We start from the raw sequence: 22,248 nt of genomic DNA on the forward strand, positions 1-22,248 counted from the left end.
TATGAACAGTGCAGTTGAAGCTCAATTAGCTGAGCTTGGTATCGAAGGTTACCTAAACCAACATCAACATAAATCGCTACTTAGATTTTTAACCTGTGGTTCCGTAGACGATGGTAAAAGTACACTGATAGGCCGATTGCTCCATGACTCGAAGCAGATTTATGAAGATCAATTAGCGGCAGTCCACTCTGACAGCCAACGTGTTGGTACAACAGGTGAAAAACCAGACTTAGCCTTGCTGGTGGATGGTCTGCAAGCCGAGCGTGAACAAGGCATCACAATTGATGTGGCTTACCGTTATTTTTCTACTCAGAAGCGTAAGTTCATTATTGCGGATACGCCGGGGCATGAGCAGTACACTCGAAATATGGCTACCGGTGCATCAACGTGTGATCTTGCAGTGATCCTTATTGATGCACGTAAAGGGGTATTGGATCAAACGCGTCGCCATTCGTTTATCTCAAACCTGCTTGGCTTGAAACATTTTGTCGTTGCTGTGAACAAAATGGATCTTGTGGATTATTCCCAAGAGCGTTTTGAAGAGATTCGTGAAGAGTATTTAGCGTTTTCTGAAAACCTTCATGGTGATATCGACATTCAAATTATTCCTTTATCAGCACTGGAAGGCGATAACGTAGTAGAGAAAAGCCAGAAGATGGCCTGGTATCAAGGGGCACCATTGCTGGATATTCTCGAGGCAGTTGATGTTGACCATGAGAAGGAGGAGGGAGAGTTTCGTTTCCCCGTCCAGTACGTGAATCGTCCAAATCTCGATTTTCGTGGTTTTGCTGGCACTATCGCCTCAGGTTCGATCAAAGTGGGTGATGCTATTAAAGCGCTTCCATCAGGTAAAACATCGAAAGTCGCACGCATCGTCACTTTTGACGGAGATCTAGAGCAAGCACAAGCAGGTCTAGCCGTCACACTGACCTTGGAAGATGAAATTGATATCAGCCGTGGGGATTTAATTGTCCTTGAAAATGCCGAGGTGGAATCCACGAACCGTCTACTTGCTGACGTCGTTTGGATGACTGAGCAACCTCTAGCGCCAGGTCGTGATTATGACATCAAAATTGCAGGCAAGAAGAGCGTTGGTCGAGTGGATGCCATTCGTTATCAATATGACATCAATAACCTCTCTACTCATGACGCAGAAAGTTTGCCGTTAAATGGCATTGGTGCGTGTGAATGGACATTAAATGAATCGGTGGCACTGGATGATTACCTCAACTGCGCAGACACCGGCGGTTTTATTATTATTGACCGTTTGACCAATGTGACGGTAGGGGCAGGGCTGGTGCGTGAAAGCTTATCGGTGAGCGAAGCCACAACAGGTGATCTCTCAGCGTTCGAAATAGAGCTAAATGCACTTATTCGTAAGCATTTCCCTCATTGGGATGCGAAGGATCTAAGTCAGTTATTGAAGTAACCATCACAGAGTGTTCTGTGTAAGGTAAGGATTATGTGGCAACAAGGATTTGTGTTAGCAATGCTGCTTGGCATTGTGACTTGTCTGCTCGTGACTCGAATAAAGCCCAGCTTGATCTTTGCTGGTGCAGCATTTATCGCCTTTATTGCGGGAATGATCGAGTTAAGCGATGTTGCCACTAATTTTACCAATTCGTCTTTGTTGACTCTTGTATTGCTGATCTTGGCGTCAAGTGCACTAGAAAAGACCCGCTTGATTAGCTGGGTAAGTCGTAGCTTGTCGAATGGTAAACTCGGTACCGTTGTGGCCAAGCTTGGTTTTTCCACTGCGCTGCTATCTTCATTTACTAACAATACGGCAGTTGTGGTCTCCCTTATTGGAGCGATAAAGCGTAATCAACAACACGCGCCATCAAAGTTATTGATCCCGCTTTCTTATGCGGCGATCTTAGGTGGGACATTAACGTTGATCGGTACCTCCACCAACTTGATCATTAATAGCTTTGTGGAAGATGCCGGTTTACCGAGTTTGAACTTTTTTACACCCACCTTGATCGGCTTATCAGTATTAGTGGGTGGCTTAGTGATCCTGATCCCGCTCAGCTACTTGTTACCCAATTATGAAGATCATGCCCAAGATGATCTGCCATATTTTCTTGAAGCACGAGTCGAGTCTGGCTCTCCTCTGGTTGGAAAAAGTATTGCGAAAAACAATTTACGCGCTTTACGCAAATTGTTTTTAGCTGAAGTCATTCGTGATGGGCAAACCATGCCATCAGTTGACCCAGACTTTGTACTTCAAGCGAAAGACCGATTGCTCTTTTGTGGAGATATTGAAAGTGTTGCAACGCTTCAAGAGATCCAAGGGTTAACGTTGTTTGGTCAGCATCATTTGAATGGTCAAAGTTTTGTAGAAGTGGTAGTGAGCTCTTCAGCGTCGTTTTGCAATAAAACCTTGAAGTCGAGTCGTTTTCGAGACCGCTTTGATGCTGTGGTCGTCGCTATTCGCCGTGGTCATGAACGGTTAGAAGGAGGTTTGGGAAATATCACGCTCAATGCTGGTGATACCTTAGTGTTAGTCCCGGGAAAGCGTTTTGAATCAGAGCGCCAAGCACACCGTAAAGAATTTGTTCAAATCAATGATCTGGACTCTAGTGCACGCTTAGACATCAATAAATCATCATGGGTATTGGCAGGTTTTGCGCTTGTGATAGCGGCAGCTCTGCTTGAGTTTATTCCCTTGATTAAAGGGCTTGCGGTGTATCTAGTGATCATGCTGTTCACTGGGGTGGTTCAACTGAGTGAATTACGTCGCCGTTTCCCTGTCGACATTGTGGTAATTGTTGGCTCTGCACTATCTATCGCTCAATTAATGCTTTCTACTGGTTTGTCTGAGCGTCTTGGGCAGATGTTCATGCATACATTTAATGGTTGGGGCGTTTTAGGCGCATTGGTTGCGACGTATTTATTGACTCTCATCCTAACTGAGTTGGTAACCAATAATGCCGCTGCCGCACTGGCATTCCCTATCGGCTACAGTATGGCTATTAGCTATGGTGTTGATCCCATGCCATTCATTATGGCGGTATTGTTTGGTGCTAGTGCCAGCTTTATTTCGCCATACGGATATCAAACAAATTTATTGGTTTATAGCGTTGGGAATTACAAATTGACAGATTACGTACGGATAGGCATACCAATTTCGATCGTGTATTCGGTTCTGGTACTTAGCTTAATCCCACTCTTTTTTCCGTTTTAAAAGGATTTGAATGATGACAACGCAGACGCCTGTGAAAGACGAAAACATCGTTTGGCATCAACATACGATAGATAAATCATTTCGAGCTGAACTGAAAAAACAGCAGCCCGCCGTGCTTTGGTTTACAGGGTTATCGGGGGCGGGTAAATCGACCGTCGCGGGTGCGTTGGAAAACAAGCTAGCGAGCCAAGGGTACCATACCTATTTATTGGACGGTGACAATGTACGCCACGGTTTGTGCAGTGACTTAGGTTTCTCAGAGCAAGATCGTCGTGAAAATATTCGTCGTATCGGTGAGCTTTCGAAGCTCATGGCTGATGCTGGTTTGATTGTGCTATCAGCTTTCATTTCACCACACCGAGCTGAACGTCAAATGGTTCGTGAAATGTTGCCTGATGGAGAATTTATTGAAGTGTTCGTTAATGCTTCTCTGTCAGTATGCGAAGAGCGTGATCCAAAAGGTTTGTATAAAAAAGCAAGGGCGGGAGAGATCACGAATTTCACTGGAATCGACTCTGAGTATGAAGCGCCATTGGCGGCTGAACTAGATTTGCCAGCAGGGGAGTGCAGTGTTGAGGAACTTGTTGAGTTATGTATGGCTGAATTGAAGCAACGTGGCATTATTGCCAAGTAGCGCAATGAAAAAAGCTTCCATTAGTGGAAGCTTTTTTATTGTGTCCGTTAATGCTATTCGAAACAGATTTCGATGAAGGCATTACCCCATTGTGAGGTAAACGGCATAATGATAATTGCGCCTTCACATTTGTGGCGAATAGTATGCCCTTTGCCAGATACCACAACAGGTGTTGCCATATCAAAGTCAAAGCCACTTTCTGCCAAAATACGTTTTGCACCACCAGTCACCATATTGGTGATTTCACCCACCATATCGGTAACTTCATCATTCAAACCATTTGGGCGTTCACCCAGCATGTTTTGCATGATCTCGAGTGCTAAGCTTTCATCAAATGTGATCGACATAGATCCGCGAGTCTGGTCTCCGACCATTCCAATTAGACCGGATACGTCACCACGAGCAATTTCGTCTTTTTTTACGCGAGGCTTTTGTGGTTTCAATTCCAGTGAAGCCATCGTTTTTAAGACGTTCATCAAAGATGCTAAAAACGGATTAACAAATTCAGCGCGCATAATCTTCTTCTATATTTCAGGTTGCCGTTCCAGAGGAACAAGACAAACAAACTCCATGCGATTCAATAACATGGTTTGTAATAGTAAATCCATGTTGTTCTGCGTTTTCTGCCAGTAACTTAACTAAACTATCATTTTGAAGTTCAATTACATTGCCGCAACTATCACAAATCAACAAATGTGAATAATGCTTATGTGCATTACAGGAGCAGCAAGAAATAAAGCTGTTTGTGGACTCCACCCGGTGGATAAACCCTTGTTCCATCAGAAAATCCAATGCTCGGTATACCGTAGGTGGCTTCGCTTGTGGTTCACTTTGTTTCAGCTCTTCCAATAGCTCATAAGCGCTGGAAGCCTTTTTGCTGGAACAAATGAGCTCAAACACTCGCTTTCTTTGAGGAGTGAGTCTAACTCCTCGTGCTGCACATATCTCTTCTATTTGCTTTATTAGCTGCTGGTCCAAATTAATCACCATAACCATTGGACTTTATTAATAATATACTATTTTTCGACGATGATCGTTTGTTGTAGAAACATTTCTGACAAAGATGTAGGTAATTACTACTAGACCTCGTCGTCAGGCAGTAAGTTTTCTGCCTGTCTGATTGACTAAGTTACCTTATCTTAACCAAAAACGATACAGACAAGATAAATTGGCACCCTTTTGCGGTTCCTATTACAATACTCGGCTTATTTGTAACTTGCTTATCAGACTTCATAACTCAGGATAGTGAAACATGACTCATTTATGCCGCTTCTCTGTCGCTCCCATGTTGGATTGGACCGACAATAGAGTTTAGTTGTTTAAAATCAATAACTTAAATTTGATTGTGGAAAAAGAGGGGAAAAAAGGGGTAAAAATTATCGCCTTGCATTCGTCTTTGCCTTCAGATTTTAATTGTATTCCCCATCAATAAATTTGCAATTGCCAGGCTCTAATTTTGGCGCTTCAGTACCTTAAATCTAAATCGTAACCTCATATCTATTCAACTACGTATCACTTCTGACGTGCTATTTGGTGACAAAAAGGCTGTGATCGCGGTCATATTATTTTAATGTTCAAAAAATGCACATTTTATTTTAAATCAATTGCTTAAGTTTTTTCTGGGTTTGTATGCTAGTTTTTTGGCACTTCTAACACCCACTAATGCCTGTAATCATAGCTTCAGTTCCTGTTATCTAACTGATAGACGAAAACAATGGCATCAACTTCTGAACCGACTACTAGATCCCTTTTAGCTGAACAATTTAATCATCAGCCCTTTATCCCTGCTGTTGATGTTGCCAAATCATTGCTTGGTATGGCAGCAACTACCATTAAGCGAAAAGCCTCTCAGCAAGATTTGCCTTTTCCTGTTGTGCGTCTCAGCGATTCACAGAAATCTCCTTGGTTCGTGAGCTTTGATGATTTAGTGAAATTTGTTGAACGTAAACGACTAGAAAACGAGAGAGAGTGGAGGAAAAACAAAGGAGCGAGAAGGGCATCATATCGGTGCTAATGGATGTTCTGATTTGCCATCAATCACAATTGTTATTACTCTCTAAAAAGAGGTGATTCTCTAGCCAGCATAGATATGTCATTACGTTCCGTAATTCTCATATCGCTGGCAAAGAGGTGCGTTCCTACCCCTTTAATCCCCTCCCAAAAGCTGCCTAGCAGCATCAAAAACAAACCCAACGTGATGAACCACAGCGGAAAAATCAAGAGAACTGAGTGCATTCAGTTACGAGTTACAAAAGACGAAAAACTACAAATTTTTGCCCATGCTAACGGTAATGTTTCAGATTGGTTGCGCAGCATCGCTCTTGATCCCGATACCAATCCCCACCGAGTAATCTATAAAGAATTGAAACAAGATCCGGCACTGGTGCGTGAGATCGCCAGAATTGGCAATAACCTTAACCAAATCGCCCGTTATATAAACAGCGCAAAAAAATCTGGCTCGTTGGTTGATTTGGTGGCGGTGCAAGCTCAGCTCGTGAAGATGAATGCCTTGTTAAGCGCTTTAATTAAATCAGCACCATGATTGTGAAGTTCTTTAAAGGCGATCACTCAGTTGTGACGAACGGCTTAGAGTATTTAGAGGGTAGCACCAAGCGCCGTAGCATTGCGCCTCAATTGTTATCGGGTAATCCGGACATCACAAGGGAATGGCTCAAAGAGGCTAGTCGCTTCTCAAAAGCCTTTACGTATGGCTGTTTGAGCTTTGAAGAGTCGGATATTCCCGCACATCAAAAGCAATTACTGATGGCGTCATTTGAACAAACATTGCTGACCGGACTAACACCAGAGCAATACGATATTGTCTGGATTGAGCACCGAGATAAAGGGAGATTGGAACTGAACTTCCATATCGTGAATATGGAGCTGACCACAGGAAAAGCCCTGACCCCTTATGTTCACAAACGTGACATGGTGCGTATTGATACGTGGAAATGCATTGCGAACGATACTTTTGGCTTTACCGATCCGAATGACCCAACCAAGACTCGAACTTTTACGTGGGGGGATAATTCGCAACCACGGCGCGATTTGATGGCACAAATTGATGCGTATCTATTCGAGCTTGCAGCGACTGGCAACTTAAATTGCCAGCAAGATGTGGTTGATGCACTCAATGAAATCGAGGGCATCAGCGTAACTCGTAATACTAAATCATCCATCTCTTTTACCGCAGATGGATATCAAAAACCGATACGCCTCAAAGGCGAACTCTATGCAAAATCTTACACAGGCATTGAAAACAGCGCAGCAAAACAGGCAGAACGAACTGCGAGCTTTGCACGCCAGCGTCACGAACGACTTAAAGCAAACAAACAGAAGCTTCAGCAACGAAATCGGCACCTCGCTCGCCAACGTCGAAAGAACTATAAAGCGTCAACTCAAAATGCAGCGCCGTTACAATTGGCTGTATCCAATGCTTCTGAGCATAACAACATTATTCGGGGGAATGATAGTAGGCAGGTATCTGACGTTAGAATACGAAATCAATCCATTTCAGCTCTGCCATCAAATAGTGAGGTCGCAAGACAATCCGGCTCAGTTGTACTGCCAGATCACCAAACCACCGAAGAAAAGAATAAAAATCCAGTAAACCAATATGCTTACGACCATACTGACCAATCTAAAAGCCCTTCAACATGGGTATATGAAATCCTCACAAAGCTTGGAGAAGCAATTGCATCTCTTACAGGATGCATTAGCCGACGAGAGGCAGAGGCGCGAGAGCTTGGAAGCATCTATCACGCAGCTCAACTCAACTGTGAACACCTTAATCGAATGCTTGAAGAAAGAGGATCAAGAGGCAGTACGCTAGAGTCGCTGCACCGATTCAAGCATGGCGGCAACCAAGTCAAAATTGGCGCTCCCCCTCAACCAATATCTGATTAACAACTGGTGACTTTTGCTATCTGTAGGTCAGAATCTACATAGTCTACAGACACTAAAAGTGTGATATTTCTCTCGGTTTTCGAATGTTTTTGGTCGATGAAAACCTGACTTTATTACCAAATTAAGTCAGTTTTCAATTTTAGTAAGCACATGTTTTTTGAGGAATAGGGAATGTTTTGTACTTGCTTTCATGCTAGTGCAAAGTGTTGATTTATAAGTGTTTATTTCAAGTTGGTTACGTTGACGGATGGAATTGTTCAGCTATTATCGCGGTGTTGGAAGGCATTCAGTTTTCCGAAGTATTTAGATGAGAAATATGAAATTAACAACGTTTAAAGCGCTACTGGCATCGATCCTAAAAAGCGCCTCATTTTTCAAAATTAAGGACATTGCAAAGAGTTTAGTTGATGCAGGGCTAATGCATGTATCTGTATTGGCGATGAGCAAGGAAGGTCACATGGTTGATGCCATCTTGAAAGCGGTGAAAAGCAAGGACATCGCCAAGGCGATGAGTAAAGCAGCTCCGTATTATCTGTCTATTCATCCATGTGAGGTTGAAAGGCTACTAAATTGCTCGACACCAGAACGCAAAAAATTATTCGATAGAGGCTACTTGAGCGTTGGTTATGAGGGGGATTTTAAATATGGTTATGTTAAGTATGCGACACTAGATTCCATGGCAGTGGTTATGGATAAGTTCGATAACATCAAACAGCGTTTTGAAAAAGAGAAAGCCAAGAATCGAAAGACTGGTGCGCAGAAAGCTGCGAAAACTCGAAAACAAAGGATGAAATTAGTTCAACACCAAGAATGCTAACTATTATAAATTGGCACCACCACGTTCACAGAGTAGATAATGAGAAATTATGTAGCAAATGCAATTTACGAGGTTCTAGCTGACAATATCGGCACTGCCTGCGCAGAAGAAAAAATGCTTGAGATGAAAAATATGAATAAATATGAGTCTCTCGCTTGGTGCATTAAATTGGATGGAGATAATTTGGAGAGCTTGGCTAAAAAGCTTGATGCCAGCGCTGATGAGTTGCGTATTGCGATCAAAGTTCTGAATCAAAACGTTTAATTATAATTAAGAGTTTGATCTAGTTTTTTAGACCCACACAAATGTGGGTTTTGTTTTATGTATACATTTTTCATAGGGCATCATCAGCATCTCAATGCCACCACTTAAAGTGGCGGCAACTCACTAGCAATTTAGTGAATTTAGATAGCGTTCAAACGAGCGGCGCTGCTCTGATGAGAACATCACTCCTGTACTCAGTAGCATCTCTATATCTTTGGTTGATGGTTGCAAGCGAGCCAACGCTTTATCAGTGCGCCACTCAACTAACCCAATAAAAAACAAGGTTGTAAAACAGAACGCAACCACACCTGCAAGTAATCCAATACTCGCTTTAGGCCACCAAAATTCGTGCAAAAAGGGAAATACCGAATACGATAACGTTGCGGCAAACGCACTGGCAAACATAATCATGTACTGCTGTCCTTTTATTCGCTCCGCTTGTACTAATTCTGAAAGTAATTCTTTGGAGACTACATCGCGCATCGCATCTTCTCGTTATTATGTTGCGCTGCACTAACGCCAGGATTAAAACGTCATGCAACGCAAGGGTTGGTAATCGGTATCTATTATCTAAGATCTGGCAGACTAACCAATAGTCTATCTGAAATCACTTTGATAATACGTTGCACAAGCTTTTTCTTGTACTCGATACAAGCATTAACATTGTTGGTGGTGATGTTAGTATCATCGAAGTTGTCAACTAGCCTAAATGCATGATGCGCTGTCTCGATAGCGTTTTTGAGAGCTAAAAGTTTCCTTGTTTTGATAGTGAGGTCAGTTGATGTGATAAAGCCTTTTTCAATGCAGTGTTCAATCACCAAATCCTCCACGTTAAGTTTGTGATATTCATCTTTGGTTATATTTTCAAGAACCTCATATGACACAGGCTTTTCTTCTTTAGATGGTGGTATTTCTTCCATAGCGTTTCTTAAAAGAGTAAGAAATTTCGAATTAGTTTTAAAGGTCATCTATTTTTGAAGCGCCATCTGACGCTTCATTTGACCCTCTTTTAGAGCGGAATTTCTCCTTCAAACCAGTCAGAAGAAGGAATTTCCTCTAATGCTTCTTCGGGCATTGGTAACTCATCGGTATCACTAAAATTATATTGAGAGCCAAGGATTACAGGATCAATCATATAGTTGATTTTAATACTGGTTATGTTTCTGCCTTTTTTGACAAAATTCATACTTGTAATCTTGATTCCACCTTCAGAAAAAGCATTAATATTGTCCATGATGCTTTTCTCAAAAACTTCTTTTTTCAGTTTTGCCATCTGAGGATAGGGTTGAGATCGGTACACAAGAACACTTTGATGGGCTAATTTTTCTTGGATGTTCTCGTTATCACCCTCATCATTGATGCCTAAGTTTGTAAGCAATACTTTTTTGCCAACCAATACTGACGCTTGTTGCTCTGCTTCCAACTCTTTGAACTTCGATGTTGATTGAAGCTCTGAACTCAACAAGTCGGTGGCATTCTTAATCAGAACTGTTGATTCGCTCTTGGCAAGACCTTTGTCAGTGATGAAAGCTTCTAATTCAGTTTGAGTGCCAAGCTTTATTTTGACCTTTTCATTTAGATCAAGGTATGAACGCCAATTTGAAACGCTGAATTGGACAGAGAAAACGTACTCTGGGCTTGAACGCCAACGTGATCGTTTGGCTCTTGAAACCAAGAGTTTATATACTCTTGCGGCATATACATTTTTGAGTTTGTAGTGGTGCCCCAGACTAAAGCGGGTATAGTCTTCAGGGTGTAAGTTATGCATCAAAAAAGGCAAGTTAAAGACAAGAAAGGCATCTCTGTTTGAGCTTGTAGGCTTGGCACCTATCATCACTTTCTCAAAGACATTAATGTGCTCAAAGTAATAAAACTTATCCTCATCATTATACATTTTGAGCACAAGCTTCACATCGATAAGAGATCGAATAGCATTTGCCGTGTGCGTGGTATTAAGGTTTGTGGTTGATTTTTTTTTCGAATTCAAGATTGAGGCTATATGAGCATTTGTTAGCCGTACAGTTCTTGATTCCTCATCCCGAAAATATTGTTTTAACTCGCTTCTTGCCGTTTCTGTCCTGTAATCGCTATTTGACTTAGCCTTTTCTGTTTGATGGTTAGACGCATCAGTATCATAGTTTTTATCTGCAAAGACATTAGCTCTCAGTCGATAAAATCTTTTATCCATTGCTGCAAGGGATACATCCATAAGTTGCATTGAGAGCGCACTGAGCGGCTTGCGATCCAGTGCAGTTGCAAATGAAGAATCAATGACATCATTAGACATAGCAAAAGTGCTGCCATCATTAGCAACATTGAAATGGTCATCATCGATCTTAATGATAGAGGGTGGCGTAATGGTATCCTCTGCGAGTTTTAGTAACTCTTCATGTTCTTCAAGCATTGGATCGAACGCGACAAGGGTACTATTTTTCAACATACAAGATATCGTTCCTAAAAGTTAAAATATGTGAAAAGAAGCTCAAGATGGAATTGCACGTGTTTCTAAAAAGTTTTCACATATCATGGGGATGTTCATCTAAATAATTTGCACATATGCTAAATCCAAATCTAAATAATTTGCACATATCAATGTCTATCAATCTCTCTCAACTCCTTTGGCTACAATGGTTAGATAAGATTTGGGACATCATTGCTAATATGTCTATTTTTTCTTTTCTTTAAAATGTTCTTTTCTTTTACCTAATAGCGCACTTTGCTGCTTCGCTTGGCAAAGTTCAGCGATGTTTTGCTCCTTATGGAGTTGTTTTTGAGGTTGGCTATAGGCTAAACACCGATGTGCTAGCTCCTATAGCGATAATACTCATCAAAATCTAAACTTCAAAGTTAAATTTTCATTAAGTTGCTGATATATAAAGTAAAAATACTTGTTTTTATGTTAGTGCAAACAAGGGTAAATGCTTGTTTTGAACTCAGAATCGTTAATGGAACATCAACTGATGTGACGAGAAATTTGGTTTTTGAAAGGACAAAAATTACAAAACATCAGAAAGCCCTCATTTTCATCCACTCAGTGAGTTACCTAGGGGTAAACATGCAAAACGGTGGATAGATAGCGAAAATGGAGCTAAAAATGCTTTGTATGGTGATTGTTGGCTGTATTCGCTGCGGTGAATCGAGTTGTGATAACTCTGTGAGCAAGAATTTATACGCAATACGTGGGGTATAACGCTTACTTTACGGTCTTTTTTGCTAGAATAGCCGCACTATTTATCGAGGCTTAGCAAAACAATGGTTGAACAACACCAACGCGCATTAAAAACCCAGCTCTGGAACATTGCCAACACCCTTCGCGGCAATATGTCGGCAGACGATTTTCGTGACTACATTCTGGGACTGATTTTTTACAAATACCTATCTGACAAGCTCAACCGTTACTGTGATGAACTGCTTGCCGAAGACGGTATCAAGTTCGTTAATGCGGATGATGAGTTGATTAGTGAACTACGTGAAGAGTGTGTTGAAAACCTTGGTTATTTCATTGCGCCAACTCAGTTGTTCGCAACTCTGGCTAAGCGTGGCGAGAAGAAAGAATTTATCATTCACGATCTAGAGCGCGTACTGGTTGATATTGAACACTCGGCGACCTCTGCTGAGTCTGCTGATGACTTCAATGGCTTGTTCGAAGAGCTTGATCTGAACTCAAGCAAGTTGGGTAAAAACCCAGATGCTCGTAACGCCAAAATTGCACAAGTGCTAATCCACCTTGGAAATATCGACTTCCATTTAGAAAACACCGAGATCGATATTCTTGGTGATGCTTATGAATACCTGATTGGTCAGTTTGCTTCTGGCGCGGGTAAAAAAGCGGGTGAGTTCTACACGCCGCAACAGGTCAGTAAGATCCTCGCTAAGCTTGTTAGCCTTGATGACAACGGTAGTACAAGATCGGTTAAATCAGTATATGACCCAACTTGTGGTTCAGGCTCACTGCTATTGCGTGTTGCGCGTGAGCTGCAATCTAAAACAGACAGCAGTAGCCATAATCTGAGCTTCTTTGGTCAGGAGCAAAACCCAAGCACCTACAACCTTGCACGTATGAATATGCTGATGCACGGTGTGCGTTACGATAAGTTTGATATCAAAAACGATGACACACTAGAGCACCCAATGCACCTAGAGCAACGTTTTGATGCTGTTGTGGCGAACCCTCCGTTTTCTGCAAACTGGAGTGCTAACGAGCTTCACCTCAATGATGACCGCTTTGCAGATTACGGCAAGCTAGCACCAAAAACCAAAGCAGACTTTGCGTTTGTGCTGCACATGATCCACCAACTCAATGAAACAGGCACGCTCGCCGTGGTGGTGCCTCACGGCATCCTGTTCCGTGGCGCAGCAGAAGGACATATCCGCAAACATCTTATCGAGAAGAAAAATTACCTAGATGCAGTGATTGGCTTACCTGCGGGTATCTTCTTTGGCACAAGTATTCCAACCTGTGTGCTGGTGTTTAAGAAGAACCGCAAACACGCTGATAATGTGCTGTTTATTGATGCCTCAAATCATTTTGAGAAGGGCAAAGCACAAAACCACCTGCGCGATACCGATGTCACCGCAATTGTTGATGCTTACAGCAAGCGTGAATCGGTTGATAAGTTTGCGCATGTAGCACCATTGTCAGAGATTGCTGAGAACGACTACAACCTCAACATTCCTCGCTACGTAGATACTTTTGAAGAAGAAGAGAGGGTGAACTTGGATACCATCGCTACCGAGATCAGCGAAATTGAAACTAAGATGAGTTCTGTCGATAACGATATTGCTAATTTCTGTGCTCAGCTAAACATTAAAGCACCGTTCTAAGGTAGGTATGTTATGACAGAACAAATGAATGTGCCTACGCTGAGGTTTGGTGAGTTTGATGGAAACTGGCATACCGCAACTGTAGGTCAGTTAGTTAAAGATGGTGTCTTAGTTAAACCACTTGATGGTAATCATGGCAATATTCACCCTAAAGCAAGTGATTATGTCGAGTCTGGGATTCCGTTTTTAATGGCATCTGATATTCAACATGGTCAAGCTGATCTACAAGGCTGTAAGTTTATAGATAAAGACTTGGCAGACTCATTACAAAAAGGCTTTGCTTGCGAAGGTGATGTCTTACTAACTCACAAGGGAACTGTTGGCGAAACAACGATTCTAGAAGGAATCAAAACACCTTACGTAATGTTGACGCCACAAGTTACATACTATCGAGTTAAAAATAGTGAAAAATTAGACAATAGATTTCTACAGAAGCTATTCATGAGTGAATCATTTAGAAAAGAGTTACTTATGAAGGCTGATAGTGGTACTCGACCATATATCGGTATCTTGGGACAGCTAACACTTAACTTAACGTCTCCTGAGATTGAAGAACAACAAAAAATAGCCTCGTTCTTATCAAAGGTCGATGAGAAGATCGCGTTACTCACCGAGAAGAAAGCCAAGCTCACCGAGTACAAAAAAGGTGTGATGCAGCAGTTGTTTGATGGATCGTTCCAAGAGCAAGATGGCAAGCTTGTGTTTGTGCCACCAACACTGCGCTTCAAAGCGGATGATGGTAGCGAGTTTCCTGATTGGGAAGAGGTTTCACTTGGTTCCATTACCACGGCTATGCAAAGTGGTATATCTCGGCAATTGCACTCAGAAGATATTGGTTACCCGATACTTCGATCAAATAACCTGTCTGAAGGGAAAGTTTCTTTTGAAGACTTAAAGTATTGGCATCTAACAGATGACCAAGGAGCAGATCTCACTCGATACATATTGGAAGAAGGCGATTTACTCGTCAATTTCATTAATAGCTTAAGTCAAATTGGAAAAGTAGCTATCTATTATAACTCGATGGGGCGAGATGTTATTTATACAACAAACATAATGCGTTTGAAGTTCAACTCTATGATAACTAGTGAGTTTGCTTTCTACTCGTTCAACACAAGAAGATATGTGAACTTCATTCAATCAATTGCAAAGCCTGCTGTAAGTCAAGCTAGCTTTACAACTGTTGATTTCAAGAAATATAAAATGCATGTGCCGACTAGAGCTGAGCAAAATAAAATGACTAGCTTGCTTTTAGCTATCGACAAAAAAATAGAATTAATAAATACCGAACTTGAAAAAGCTAAAGAGTGGAAGAAAGGCTTGTTACAACAGATGTTTGTGTAAGTTTGACGAAATAAAGAAAACAGAGAGTCAACGTGACGATGCAGCAAGAAAAGCAACAAAAAACGCAATCAGAAGCGCAACTTGAGCGTGATCTCATCACGCAACTAAACGGACTTGGTTTTGCATCGGTCACGATTGGCGATGCTGACGCCCTTAAATGCAACCTCAAAACACAATTAGAACGAGCTAACGGCATCACGTTGACGGAACGCGAGTTTGAGAGTGTGCTAATTAGCCTAGAAAAAGGCAGCATCTTTGATAAATCTAAGCGACTGACAGGTAAAGTTGATGTTACCCATGAGGATGGCAGCGTCAGTTATCTAACACTGTTGTTTGACGATCCAAACAAGAACATCGTTCAAGTGACGAGCCAAGTGACGATTCATGGCAAGTACGAGAACCGCTATGACGTTACTTTGTTGTTCAACGGTTTGCCATTGGTGCAAATTGAGTTAAAACGCCGTGGCATTGAGATGGCTGAGGCGTTTAATCAGATACGACGTTATGACAAGCACACCTTTGGTGCTGAAGGTGGCTTGTTTAACTACGTTCAGCTATTCGTTATTTCTAATGGGGTTAACACCAAATACTTTTCCAACAACCGCGAGTTGTCATTCAAGCAGACATTCCACTGGACGGACGTAGACAATAACAAGATTAACCTGTTGCCAGCGTTTGCGGATGCGTTCTTAACGCCATCACACCTGACGACAATGATGAGCCGTTACATCGTGCAGAACGAGTCGGGTAAGTTTTTGATGGTGCTGCGCCCTTATCAGTTCTATGCGGTAGAGGCGATTGTCGATCAGGTTAAGACCAACGATAAGCATGGTTACATTTGGCACACCACGGGCAGTGGCAAGACGCTGACGAGTTTTAAAACGGCTCAGATCCTCTCGACATTGGAAGAGGTCGACAGAGTGGTATTCGTGGTTGACCGTAAAGACCTCGACTATCAGACCGCCAAAGAGTTTGATGCATTTTTAAGAGGCAGTGTCGACAGCACAGGTGACACCAAAAGCCTGCTTAACCAGTTCCTCGGCTCTCGACCCGTGCCAAAGAAAGTGGCGACTACGGCGAATGCTACAACCACAGGCAATAACGCCAATGATGGTGAAGCATTGCCGCAAGTGGCTGAGTATGCGCCGATCTACAGCAATAAAGTTAATCGTATTAACAAGCTGACCATTACCACGATTCAAAAGCTGAATAACCTCATTACTAAGCCTCGCTTTAAAGCTCAGGTGGAACACTTACGCCAAGAGCGTGTGGTCTTTATCTTTGATGAATGCCATCGCAGCCAGTTTGGTGAAACGCACCAAAACATCGTCGAGTTCTTCGAGAAAGCGCAACTGTTTGGTTTCACAGGGACGCCTATCTTTGCCGACAACGCGACAGCTAAGAAAGTGGAAGGCAAGGGTACACAAAAAAGAACCACTAAGGATCTGTTTGGTGAACGCCTTCACAGCTATGTGATTGTAGATGCGATTAAAGATGACAACGTTCTGCCGTTTGCGATTGAATATTACGGCAAGCTGAAACATAGAAATAATGGCATGGATGTCGATGTCAGCAGCATCGATGTCGCCGAGTTTTTTAGCTCTCCCGAGCGTATTAAACACGTGTGTGAGCACATCATTGGTATCCACGGACATAAGACCAAGCGCAAGTTTAACGCCATGCTGTGTGTGGCAAGCGTGCCTGATCTCATTACTTACTACGATACCTTTAAAGCGCTCAAACAAGAGGGCAAGCATAAGCTCAACATCGGCACTATCTTCAGCTACGGCGTGAATGAGGAAGAAGAGTTCGAAGGTGAGGTCAATGTTAAAGGATTGGCAGAAGCGAATGCCAAAGTGCACAGCCGAGACAAGCTAGATGCCTATATCGAAGACTACAACCAACAGTTTGGTACAAGCTATTCGACCCAAGATACCGACAGCTTCTATAACTATTACAAAGATCTCTCCAACCGTACTAAAAACGGTGAAGTGGATATCTTGCTAGTGGTGAATATGTTCCTGACAGGCTTCGATGCCCCTGGCTTGAACACTATCTACGTTGATAAGAATCTTAAGTACCACGGTTTAGTACAAGCATTCTCCCGCACTAACCGCTTGAATGGCACAGTGAAGTCGCATGGTAATGTGATGTGTTACCGCAACCTCAAACCGCAAGCGGATGAAGCATTTACGCTGTTCTCAAACAAACAGCCAATCGAATTTATTGAAGTACCAGACCTCAAGGGGCTAACAGAAGACTTTGCTAAAGCACTTGAAGCGTTGAAGGCGATTGCGCCTGATGTGCAAAGTGTCGATAACTTGCCTGATGAAGACATGCAAGCAGGGTTCATTAAGCAGTTCCGTATCTTAATGCGTTTAAAGAACCAGTTAGAGACTTTTAGCGACTTCGACATTGAAGCGCTGGGTATTTCTGAACAAGAATTCGTTGATTACGCCTCTAAATACAGTGATTTAGCCCGTGAACTCAAGAAAGCCCCTACGGAGAAAGAATCTATCCTCGCGGATATCGACTTTGAGCTTGAACTGCTCCAACGAGATGAAGTCAACGTTGGTTACATTCGTCATTTGCTGATGACGATGCTTGAAGAGTCTTGTGAAGAAGCAAAAGACAAAAAACGCCAAGTCATCGCTAACTTGTTGGCAACGGAGCCAACACTTCATAGCAAGCGCTCTCTGATTGAAGATTTTATTGAGAAGAGTATGCAAGGCTTGGTGCAAGGTGCCGAGTTTGATGAGTACATCGAAGAGCAGAAACAGAAAGAGTTAAGCCAAATCGTAGAAGAAGAGAAGCTAGACACTGATAAATTCAGCGAAATGGTGACGAATATTGAGAATGGTCTTAGCGTTGGTAACTTGAAGTCAGATGATATCGCTCAGCTCACAACCGAGAAGATGAGCTTTAGAACTCGCCGCACCATCATTCCTCGCATCACCGAGCGGTTAAAACGCTTCGCAGAAACGTTTGTTGAAGGGTTCCATTAAGGAGATCCCGTTAAAGATGAAGCTGCGGCAATGCTCACGTTGCCGCAGTTGCTTTCTTACTCTCAGCCTTGGTGGTTGAAAGCACAATTCCTAGCCTCTACCGTTTTAATTGAGCTTGATGTGATCTTCAGGCAAGACCACAGGGATACTACGCAGGTAATGTATGAGTTGCATCTCAGCCGAGCTATGCCCTGCCAATTTGGACACACCATAAAGATCCATGCCGTGCTTGTAGAGTTCAGATGAGCCAGTTGCTCGTAGGTCGTGAAAATGTAGGTCATCAATACCGAGCGCTTTCATTGCTTTTGTCCATGATGTGCTCACTGATTTTGGATTGAATGGAAAAATCGGATCAGTTGGCTTCCCTTTTGGCATTTTGTTGATGATCGCAATGGTGGCAGCATTGAGCACGATTTTAGTGGTTTTGTTGTCATCATCGGTTGGCGTTTTACGTTTCTCGACAGTCAGGATATGTGTCGATTCATCGTAGTGCTGCCATTGTAGTTTCAGGCAAATTTCGCTTAGGCGCATACATGTATACAAAGCAAACCACATGATATCTATCATCGGAATTGAGCAGCGTCCTCTCAGCGCCATTTTTTCGTAGTATTCAGTGATGAGTTTTAATTCCTCGAGTGACAACACGCTTTTACGTGCCTTACTTTTACTGATTAGTCCAAACCTTTTTAACGTTGGTCTCGCTTCGCGAATCGTATCAGTGTTGAAATTGAACCCTAATAACGTATTGGCATCAGTAAAAGCGGTGGATAGCGCACTCAGGTAGCCACTCATTGTTGAAGATGACAGTTGATACTGCTTTTGGATCTCCTTCATTGATTTAGCGATGTCATGAGAGCCAAGCAAATCAATAGGTAGATCCGCTAATGATGAATCAATAAATCGCTTAATGATAGTTGATGTATTCTTGTTGTATCGGGATGCCATCTCTTCATCCGCGAATACATAAGATTGAAATTGCTCAAGGGCATCGCCAACCGCGAGATCTGGTAGAAGGAAGCCATAATCACGAGCTTCAATTTGCGCTTTTATTGATTTGGCAAATCGCTCTGCTTTTGCTTTTGTCTTAAACGTGCGAGACATTGAACGTTTAAGAGGGTCTTTTTTGCCCGCTCTCATCCTTACCTTGTAGGAAATTCCAGATTTGAGAACTTGTGGCTCGATACTAATGGTTGCCATTGGTCGCTCTAGTTAATTAATGAATTTGAGCTGATGGTAGCGGGTTGTTTAAGATTGTAAACACGACACTTTAGTTGTTGTAAGTGTTTGATTTTTTTATACTTGCTTTTATGTTAGTGTGCTGTGAATATTGATTTTTCAGAGTGGTATACGTATCAGTTACTTAAGGTGTTTTGAGTTTTCGGTAGCGTTGGTTTTCATCAAAAACTGATCATTATTTTATGTTTGTAACATAATGTAACTAAGGGTTTGGGTGGCTCTCTCATGCAACCAGTGATGAATGAGGAGCCACTTGCTTCTAGCTTTTTAGTTGATGCGTTTATGAATGTCTTCGACACTCAAGCGTAGATAGATATTGTTAAGTACGTTGATGTCACGGTGCCCTGTAATACGTGATATTTCAACGATGTTGAGTCCTCGTTCAAACAGCCTGCATGCCCCTTCAGCTCGTAAGTCATGATAATGAAGATCATCAATGCCCTGCTCATGGCACATTCTCTGCCACGCAGCACCAATCGAGGTAGATTTATAGGGAAAGATGCATGAATCTATTCTTGGTTGACGTTTGATGATCTCAATAGCGTCACTAAATAACGGAATAGTGCAGTGATTGCCCTTTTTCTGCCGTGGGTCTTTTCGATCTCGAATGACCACAGTACCTGCATTCTCATCAAAATCCTCCCACCTGATCCGCGTAATTTCGCCAAGGCGCATACAAGTTGAAAGCGAAATGTGAAAAATATCGACGAGAGGAATGGATGAGGCTCGGTGGCTCTCTCGTTTTCTAAGCCCTTGCTCAGCTAGGCTCAATTCAACTTCAGTTGGACGTCGATCTCGTTTCTCACTGCGCCCAATAAGACGATATTTAATCAATGTCGGTATCGCTTCATTGTGTGCATGTACGTTAGCGTTGTAGCCAAACATTGGCCCTGCCACGTTGATCACGCTACGTAGGTATGTGATGTCTTGATAGACAGTCTGTGGTGTCGGTGCCGATGGCTCTGCCAGTCTTACACGACAATGTTGTACTAGGTGTGTTGCGGTCAACAGATGCGCAGGAACAAGTGCAATGTCATACGAGCGTAACCGCCTTAATACTGCGGACTTGGAGCGTCCCAGATCGCGAGAAGTGATGGGGTCTTCAAGGTAGAGCGTGATTAAGTCACCAATCAAAATTTCTTTCGCACTAGATTCAATCGAGGGGATGCCATCTTCTTGTAACTCTTTAGCTAACTGTTTTGCCCACTTATTGGCATCGCTCTTTTTGCCGAATGTTTTCGATTTTTCGAACAGACGTTTTCCATTCCTTGCTTCTCGTACCCGTGCTTTGTATCGAGTCCCTTGCTTACTCGCTACTTTTTCAATACTAATCGTTGCCACAATAATTTCCTCTGAGTTGGGTTGTGGCAAAGACGCTTGCAATGGTGGCGGTGCAGATTTGGCGAAATGTGACCTTGGCTGTATAATCCTCGACCCAAATTCGCATGAAGATTTCTGCTTTTCGTGTCCCTAAAAGTCCCTAAATTGATCCCTTCAGGGACTTTTTAAGTTAAAACCGGACAAAATATGCAGAAATAGGTCATTGCAAAATCGATATGACATATTTCTATATTGTTGATTTTTAAGGTTTTAATTATGAATTTTCCTTCTTCTCGTTTCAGCATTGCCCCTATGCTCGATTGGACTGACCGTCATTGTCGCTACTTCCACCGTTTGCTGACCAATGAAACTTTGCTGTATACCGAAATGGTCACAACGGGCGCCATTATTCATGGTAAAGGGGACTTCCTTGCTTACAACGAAGAAGAGCATCCAATCGCACTTCAGTTAGGTGGTTCAAACCCTCAAGATTTAGCTACCTGTGCGAAGCTAGCAGCTGAGCGAGGTTATGATGAGATTAATTTGAATGTTGGTTGCCCTTCTGATCGCGTCCAAAATGGTCGCTTTGGTGCGTGTTTAATGGCAGAGCCTGAGCTGGTGGCGCAATGCGTTTCGGCAATGAAAGAAGTGGTTGATATCCCGGTGACGGTTAAAACTCGTATCGGCATTGATGATCAAGATTCGTATCAGTTTCTAACGGATTTCGTTTCGACTGTTTCTGAGAAAGGCGGTTGTGAACAGTTTACTATTCATGCTCGTAAAGCCTGGCTATCCGGTTTGAGTCCAAAGGAAAACCGTGAAATTCCGCCGCTAGACTATCCTCGAGCGTATCAACTAAAGAAAGATTTCTCTCATTTAGTGATAGCCGTTAACGGTGGTGTTAAAACGTTAGAAGAAACGCAAACTCATCTACAGCACTTAGATGGTGTTATGGTAGGAAGAGAGGCGTATCAGAATCCTTATCTTTTGGCTGAAGTCGATCAGAAAATTTATGGTTTAGACAAGCCAGTTAAAAAGCGTACTGAGGTTGTTGAAGAGATGTATCCGTATATTGAACAACAGCTTTCTCAAGGGGCTTACTTAGGTCATATTACGCGTCATATGTTGGGATTGTTCCAAAATATGCCTGGAGCCCGTCAATGGCGTCGCTATATTAGTGAGAATGCGCATAAACCGGGTTCGGGTATTGAGGTGGTACAAACCGCATTATCAAAAATTCCAAAAGAGTTAGATGTGTAAAATTTACCATCTATGCTGGTCAAATTAACCACAACAAAAGCCGAACATCTTATTGAAGTTCGGCTTTTATATTTTTAATGATTAAAAATCAATTGGTTAAAAACAAAGTGATAACTTTGGCTCGTTTTCTGCTTTAGTTCAAGTAACTAAGAAGGAGACAAGTTATGTTTGAGCTAATTTTCCTGTTTGTGTTTGTTGCTACGTTATTGGTCACAGGGATCACCATGTTTTCAGTATTTGCTGCAACAGGCCTTGCTTTGGTCGTGATGGTCGTGCTTGGTATGGTAGGCGTAGTGATAAAATTAATCCCATGGCTGATAGTCATTGCGCTGGGTATTTGGTTTTTCAAAAACTATGTGTATAGCCCAAGGTAAAGTTAATCACGTTTTAAGATTAACCACTGATTAGAATGTGGTACTATTTGCGCCATTATTGGACATGCACGAATTTA

20 protein-coding genes are annotated in these 22,248 nt (G+C 42.3%); 13 read left to right on the plus strand and 7 right to left on the minus strand.

Features of this window, described 5'->3' with window-relative positions:
* Window position 1: 1 nt before the first annotated feature.
* From cysN to cysC, 3 genes are read left to right on the plus strand one after another with little or no spacing between them, the layout of a single operon-like run.
* Window positions 2-1,429: a sulfate adenylyltransferase subunit CysN gene (gene cysN, locus ACQEXU_RS18770; protein WP_427011888.1), complete on the plus strand. Its 1,428-nt coding sequence runs from the start codon at window positions 2-4 to the stop codon at window positions 1,427-1,429.
* A 33-nt stretch (window positions 1,430-1,462) separates the two neighbouring features.
* Window positions 1,463-3,187, plus strand: coding sequence for an SLC13 family permease (locus tag ACQEXU_RS18775; RefSeq protein WP_427011889.1), 1,725 nt, complete (start codon window positions 1,463-1,465; stop codon window positions 3,185-3,187).
* Window positions 3,188-3,200: 13 nt separating this feature from the next.
* Window positions 3,201-3,821, plus strand: a complete 621-nt coding sequence (gene cysC, locus ACQEXU_RS18780) for an adenylyl-sulfate kinase (RefSeq protein WP_427011890.1) — start codon at window positions 3,201-3,203, stop codon at window positions 3,819-3,821.
* A gap of 53 nt (window positions 3,822-3,874) precedes the next feature.
* Here cysC and ACQEXU_RS18785 read toward each other — a convergent pair whose 3' ends face one another.
* Together ACQEXU_RS18785 and zur are read right to left on the minus strand one after the other, a co-directional pair.
* Complete coding sequence (locus ACQEXU_RS18785) at window positions 3,875-4,336, minus strand: chemotaxis protein CheX (RefSeq protein ID WP_427011891.1); 462 nt, start codon at window positions 4,334-4,336, stop codon at window positions 3,875-3,877.
* 16 nt (window positions 4,337-4,352) lie between these two features.
* A complete protein-coding gene (gene zur / locus ACQEXU_RS18790; protein ID WP_367987425.1) occupies window positions 4,353-4,817 on the minus strand; it encodes a zinc uptake transcriptional repressor Zur in 465 nt (154 codons plus the stop codon).
* A gap of 718 nt (window positions 4,818-5,535) precedes the next feature.
* On the opposite strand from zur, the gene ACQEXU_RS18795 reads away from it, so the two are divergent.
* From ACQEXU_RS18795 to ACQEXU_RS18815, 5 genes are all read left to right on the plus strand, one after another.
* Window positions 5,536-5,835: a pyocin activator PrtN family protein gene (locus ACQEXU_RS18795; protein ID WP_427011892.1), complete on the plus strand. Its 300-nt coding sequence runs from the start codon at window positions 5,536-5,538 to the stop codon at window positions 5,833-5,835.
* A gap of 183 nt (window positions 5,836-6,018) precedes the next feature.
* A complete protein-coding gene (locus ACQEXU_RS18800; RefSeq protein ID WP_427011910.1) occupies window positions 6,019-6,363 on the plus strand; it encodes a MobC family plasmid mobilization relaxosome protein in 345 nt (114 codons plus the stop codon).
* A 2-nt stretch (window positions 6,364-6,365) separates the two neighbouring features.
* On the plus strand, window positions 6,366-7,727 hold the full coding sequence (locus ACQEXU_RS18805; protein ID WP_427011893.1) for a hypothetical protein: 1,362 nt from the start codon (window positions 6,366-6,368) through the stop codon (window positions 7,725-7,727).
* A gap of 316 nt (window positions 7,728-8,043) precedes the next feature.
* Complete coding sequence (locus tag ACQEXU_RS18810) at window positions 8,044-8,544, plus strand: hypothetical protein (protein WP_427011894.1); 501 nt, start codon at window positions 8,044-8,046, stop codon at window positions 8,542-8,544.
* Between the two features lie 39 nt (window positions 8,545-8,583).
* Window positions 8,584-8,808, plus strand: coding sequence for a hypothetical protein (locus ACQEXU_RS18815; protein WP_427011895.1), 225 nt, complete (start codon window positions 8,584-8,586; stop codon window positions 8,806-8,808).
* Window positions 8,809-8,931: 123 nt separating this feature from the next.
* On the opposite strand, the gene ACQEXU_RS18820 is transcribed toward ACQEXU_RS18815, so the two are convergent.
* The 3 genes from ACQEXU_RS18820 to ACQEXU_RS18830 all read right to left on the minus strand — a co-directional run bounded on the left by ACQEXU_RS18820 (window position 8,932) and on the right by ACQEXU_RS18830 (window position 11,248).
* Window positions 8,932-9,291, minus strand: a complete 360-nt coding sequence (locus ACQEXU_RS18820) for a hypothetical protein (protein WP_427011896.1) — start codon at window positions 9,289-9,291, stop codon at window positions 8,932-8,934.
* An 83-nt stretch (window positions 9,292-9,374) separates the two neighbouring features.
* Window positions 9,375-9,728: a hypothetical protein gene (locus ACQEXU_RS18825; RefSeq protein ID WP_427011897.1), complete on the minus strand. Its 354-nt coding sequence runs from the start codon at window positions 9,726-9,728 to the stop codon at window positions 9,375-9,377.
* Window positions 9,729-9,817: 89 nt separating this feature from the next.
* Entirely contained in the window at window positions 9,818-11,248 is a 1,431-nt protein-coding gene (locus ACQEXU_RS18830) for a hypothetical protein (protein ID WP_427011898.1), read from the minus strand.
* Between the two features lie 812 nt (window positions 11,249-12,060).
* Here ACQEXU_RS18830 and ACQEXU_RS18835 point away from each other — a divergent pair.
* The 3 genes from ACQEXU_RS18835 to ACQEXU_RS18845 are packed head-to-tail and all read left to right on the plus strand — an operon-like array spanning window position 12,061 to window position 17,981.
* Complete coding sequence (locus ACQEXU_RS18835) at window positions 12,061-13,632, plus strand: type I restriction-modification system subunit M (protein ID WP_427011899.1); 1,572 nt, start codon at window positions 12,061-12,063, stop codon at window positions 13,630-13,632.
* A gap of 12 nt (window positions 13,633-13,644) precedes the next feature.
* Window positions 13,645-14,976, plus strand: coding sequence for a restriction endonuclease subunit S (locus tag ACQEXU_RS18840; RefSeq protein WP_427011900.1), 1,332 nt, complete (start codon window positions 13,645-13,647; stop codon window positions 14,974-14,976).
* Window positions 14,977-15,014: 38 nt separating this feature from the next.
* Window positions 15,015-17,981 carry a type I restriction endonuclease subunit R gene (locus ACQEXU_RS18845; RefSeq protein ID WP_427011911.1) on the plus strand — a complete coding sequence of 989 codons (2,967 nt, stop codon included), beginning with the start codon at window positions 15,015-15,017 and terminating at the stop codon, window positions 17,979-17,981.
* Between the two features lie 105 nt (window positions 17,982-18,086).
* On the opposite strand, the gene ACQEXU_RS18850 is transcribed toward ACQEXU_RS18845, so the two are convergent.
* Both ACQEXU_RS18850 and ACQEXU_RS18855 read right to left on the minus strand, forming a co-directional pair.
* Window positions 18,087-19,178: a tyrosine-type recombinase/integrase gene (locus tag ACQEXU_RS18850; protein WP_427011901.1), complete on the minus strand. Its 1,092-nt coding sequence runs from the start codon at window positions 19,176-19,178 to the stop codon at window positions 18,087-18,089.
* A gap of 306 nt (window positions 19,179-19,484) precedes the next feature.
* Window positions 19,485-20,558: a tyrosine-type recombinase/integrase gene (locus ACQEXU_RS18855; RefSeq protein ID WP_427011902.1), complete on the minus strand. Its 1,074-nt coding sequence runs from the start codon at window positions 20,556-20,558 to the stop codon at window positions 19,485-19,487.
* A 255-nt stretch (window positions 20,559-20,813) separates the two neighbouring features.
* Here ACQEXU_RS18855 and dusA point away from each other — a divergent pair, with 255 nt between their 5' ends.
* On the plus strand, window positions 20,814-21,797 hold the full coding sequence (gene dusA, locus ACQEXU_RS18860; RefSeq protein WP_427011903.1) for a tRNA dihydrouridine(20/20a) synthase DusA: 984 nt from the start codon (window positions 20,814-20,816) through the stop codon (window positions 21,795-21,797).
* Between the two features lie 164 nt (window positions 21,798-21,961).
* A complete protein-coding gene (gene pspG, locus ACQEXU_RS18865) occupies window positions 21,962-22,171 on the plus strand; it encodes an envelope stress response protein PspG (protein WP_367987423.1) in 210 nt (69 codons plus the stop codon).
* Window positions 22,172-22,248 lie beyond the last annotated feature (77 nt).

This window comes from Vibrio sp. TRT 21S02, assembly GCF_050113675.1.
Taxonomy (GTDB): domain Bacteria; phylum Pseudomonadota; class Gammaproteobacteria; order Enterobacterales; family Vibrionaceae; genus Vibrio.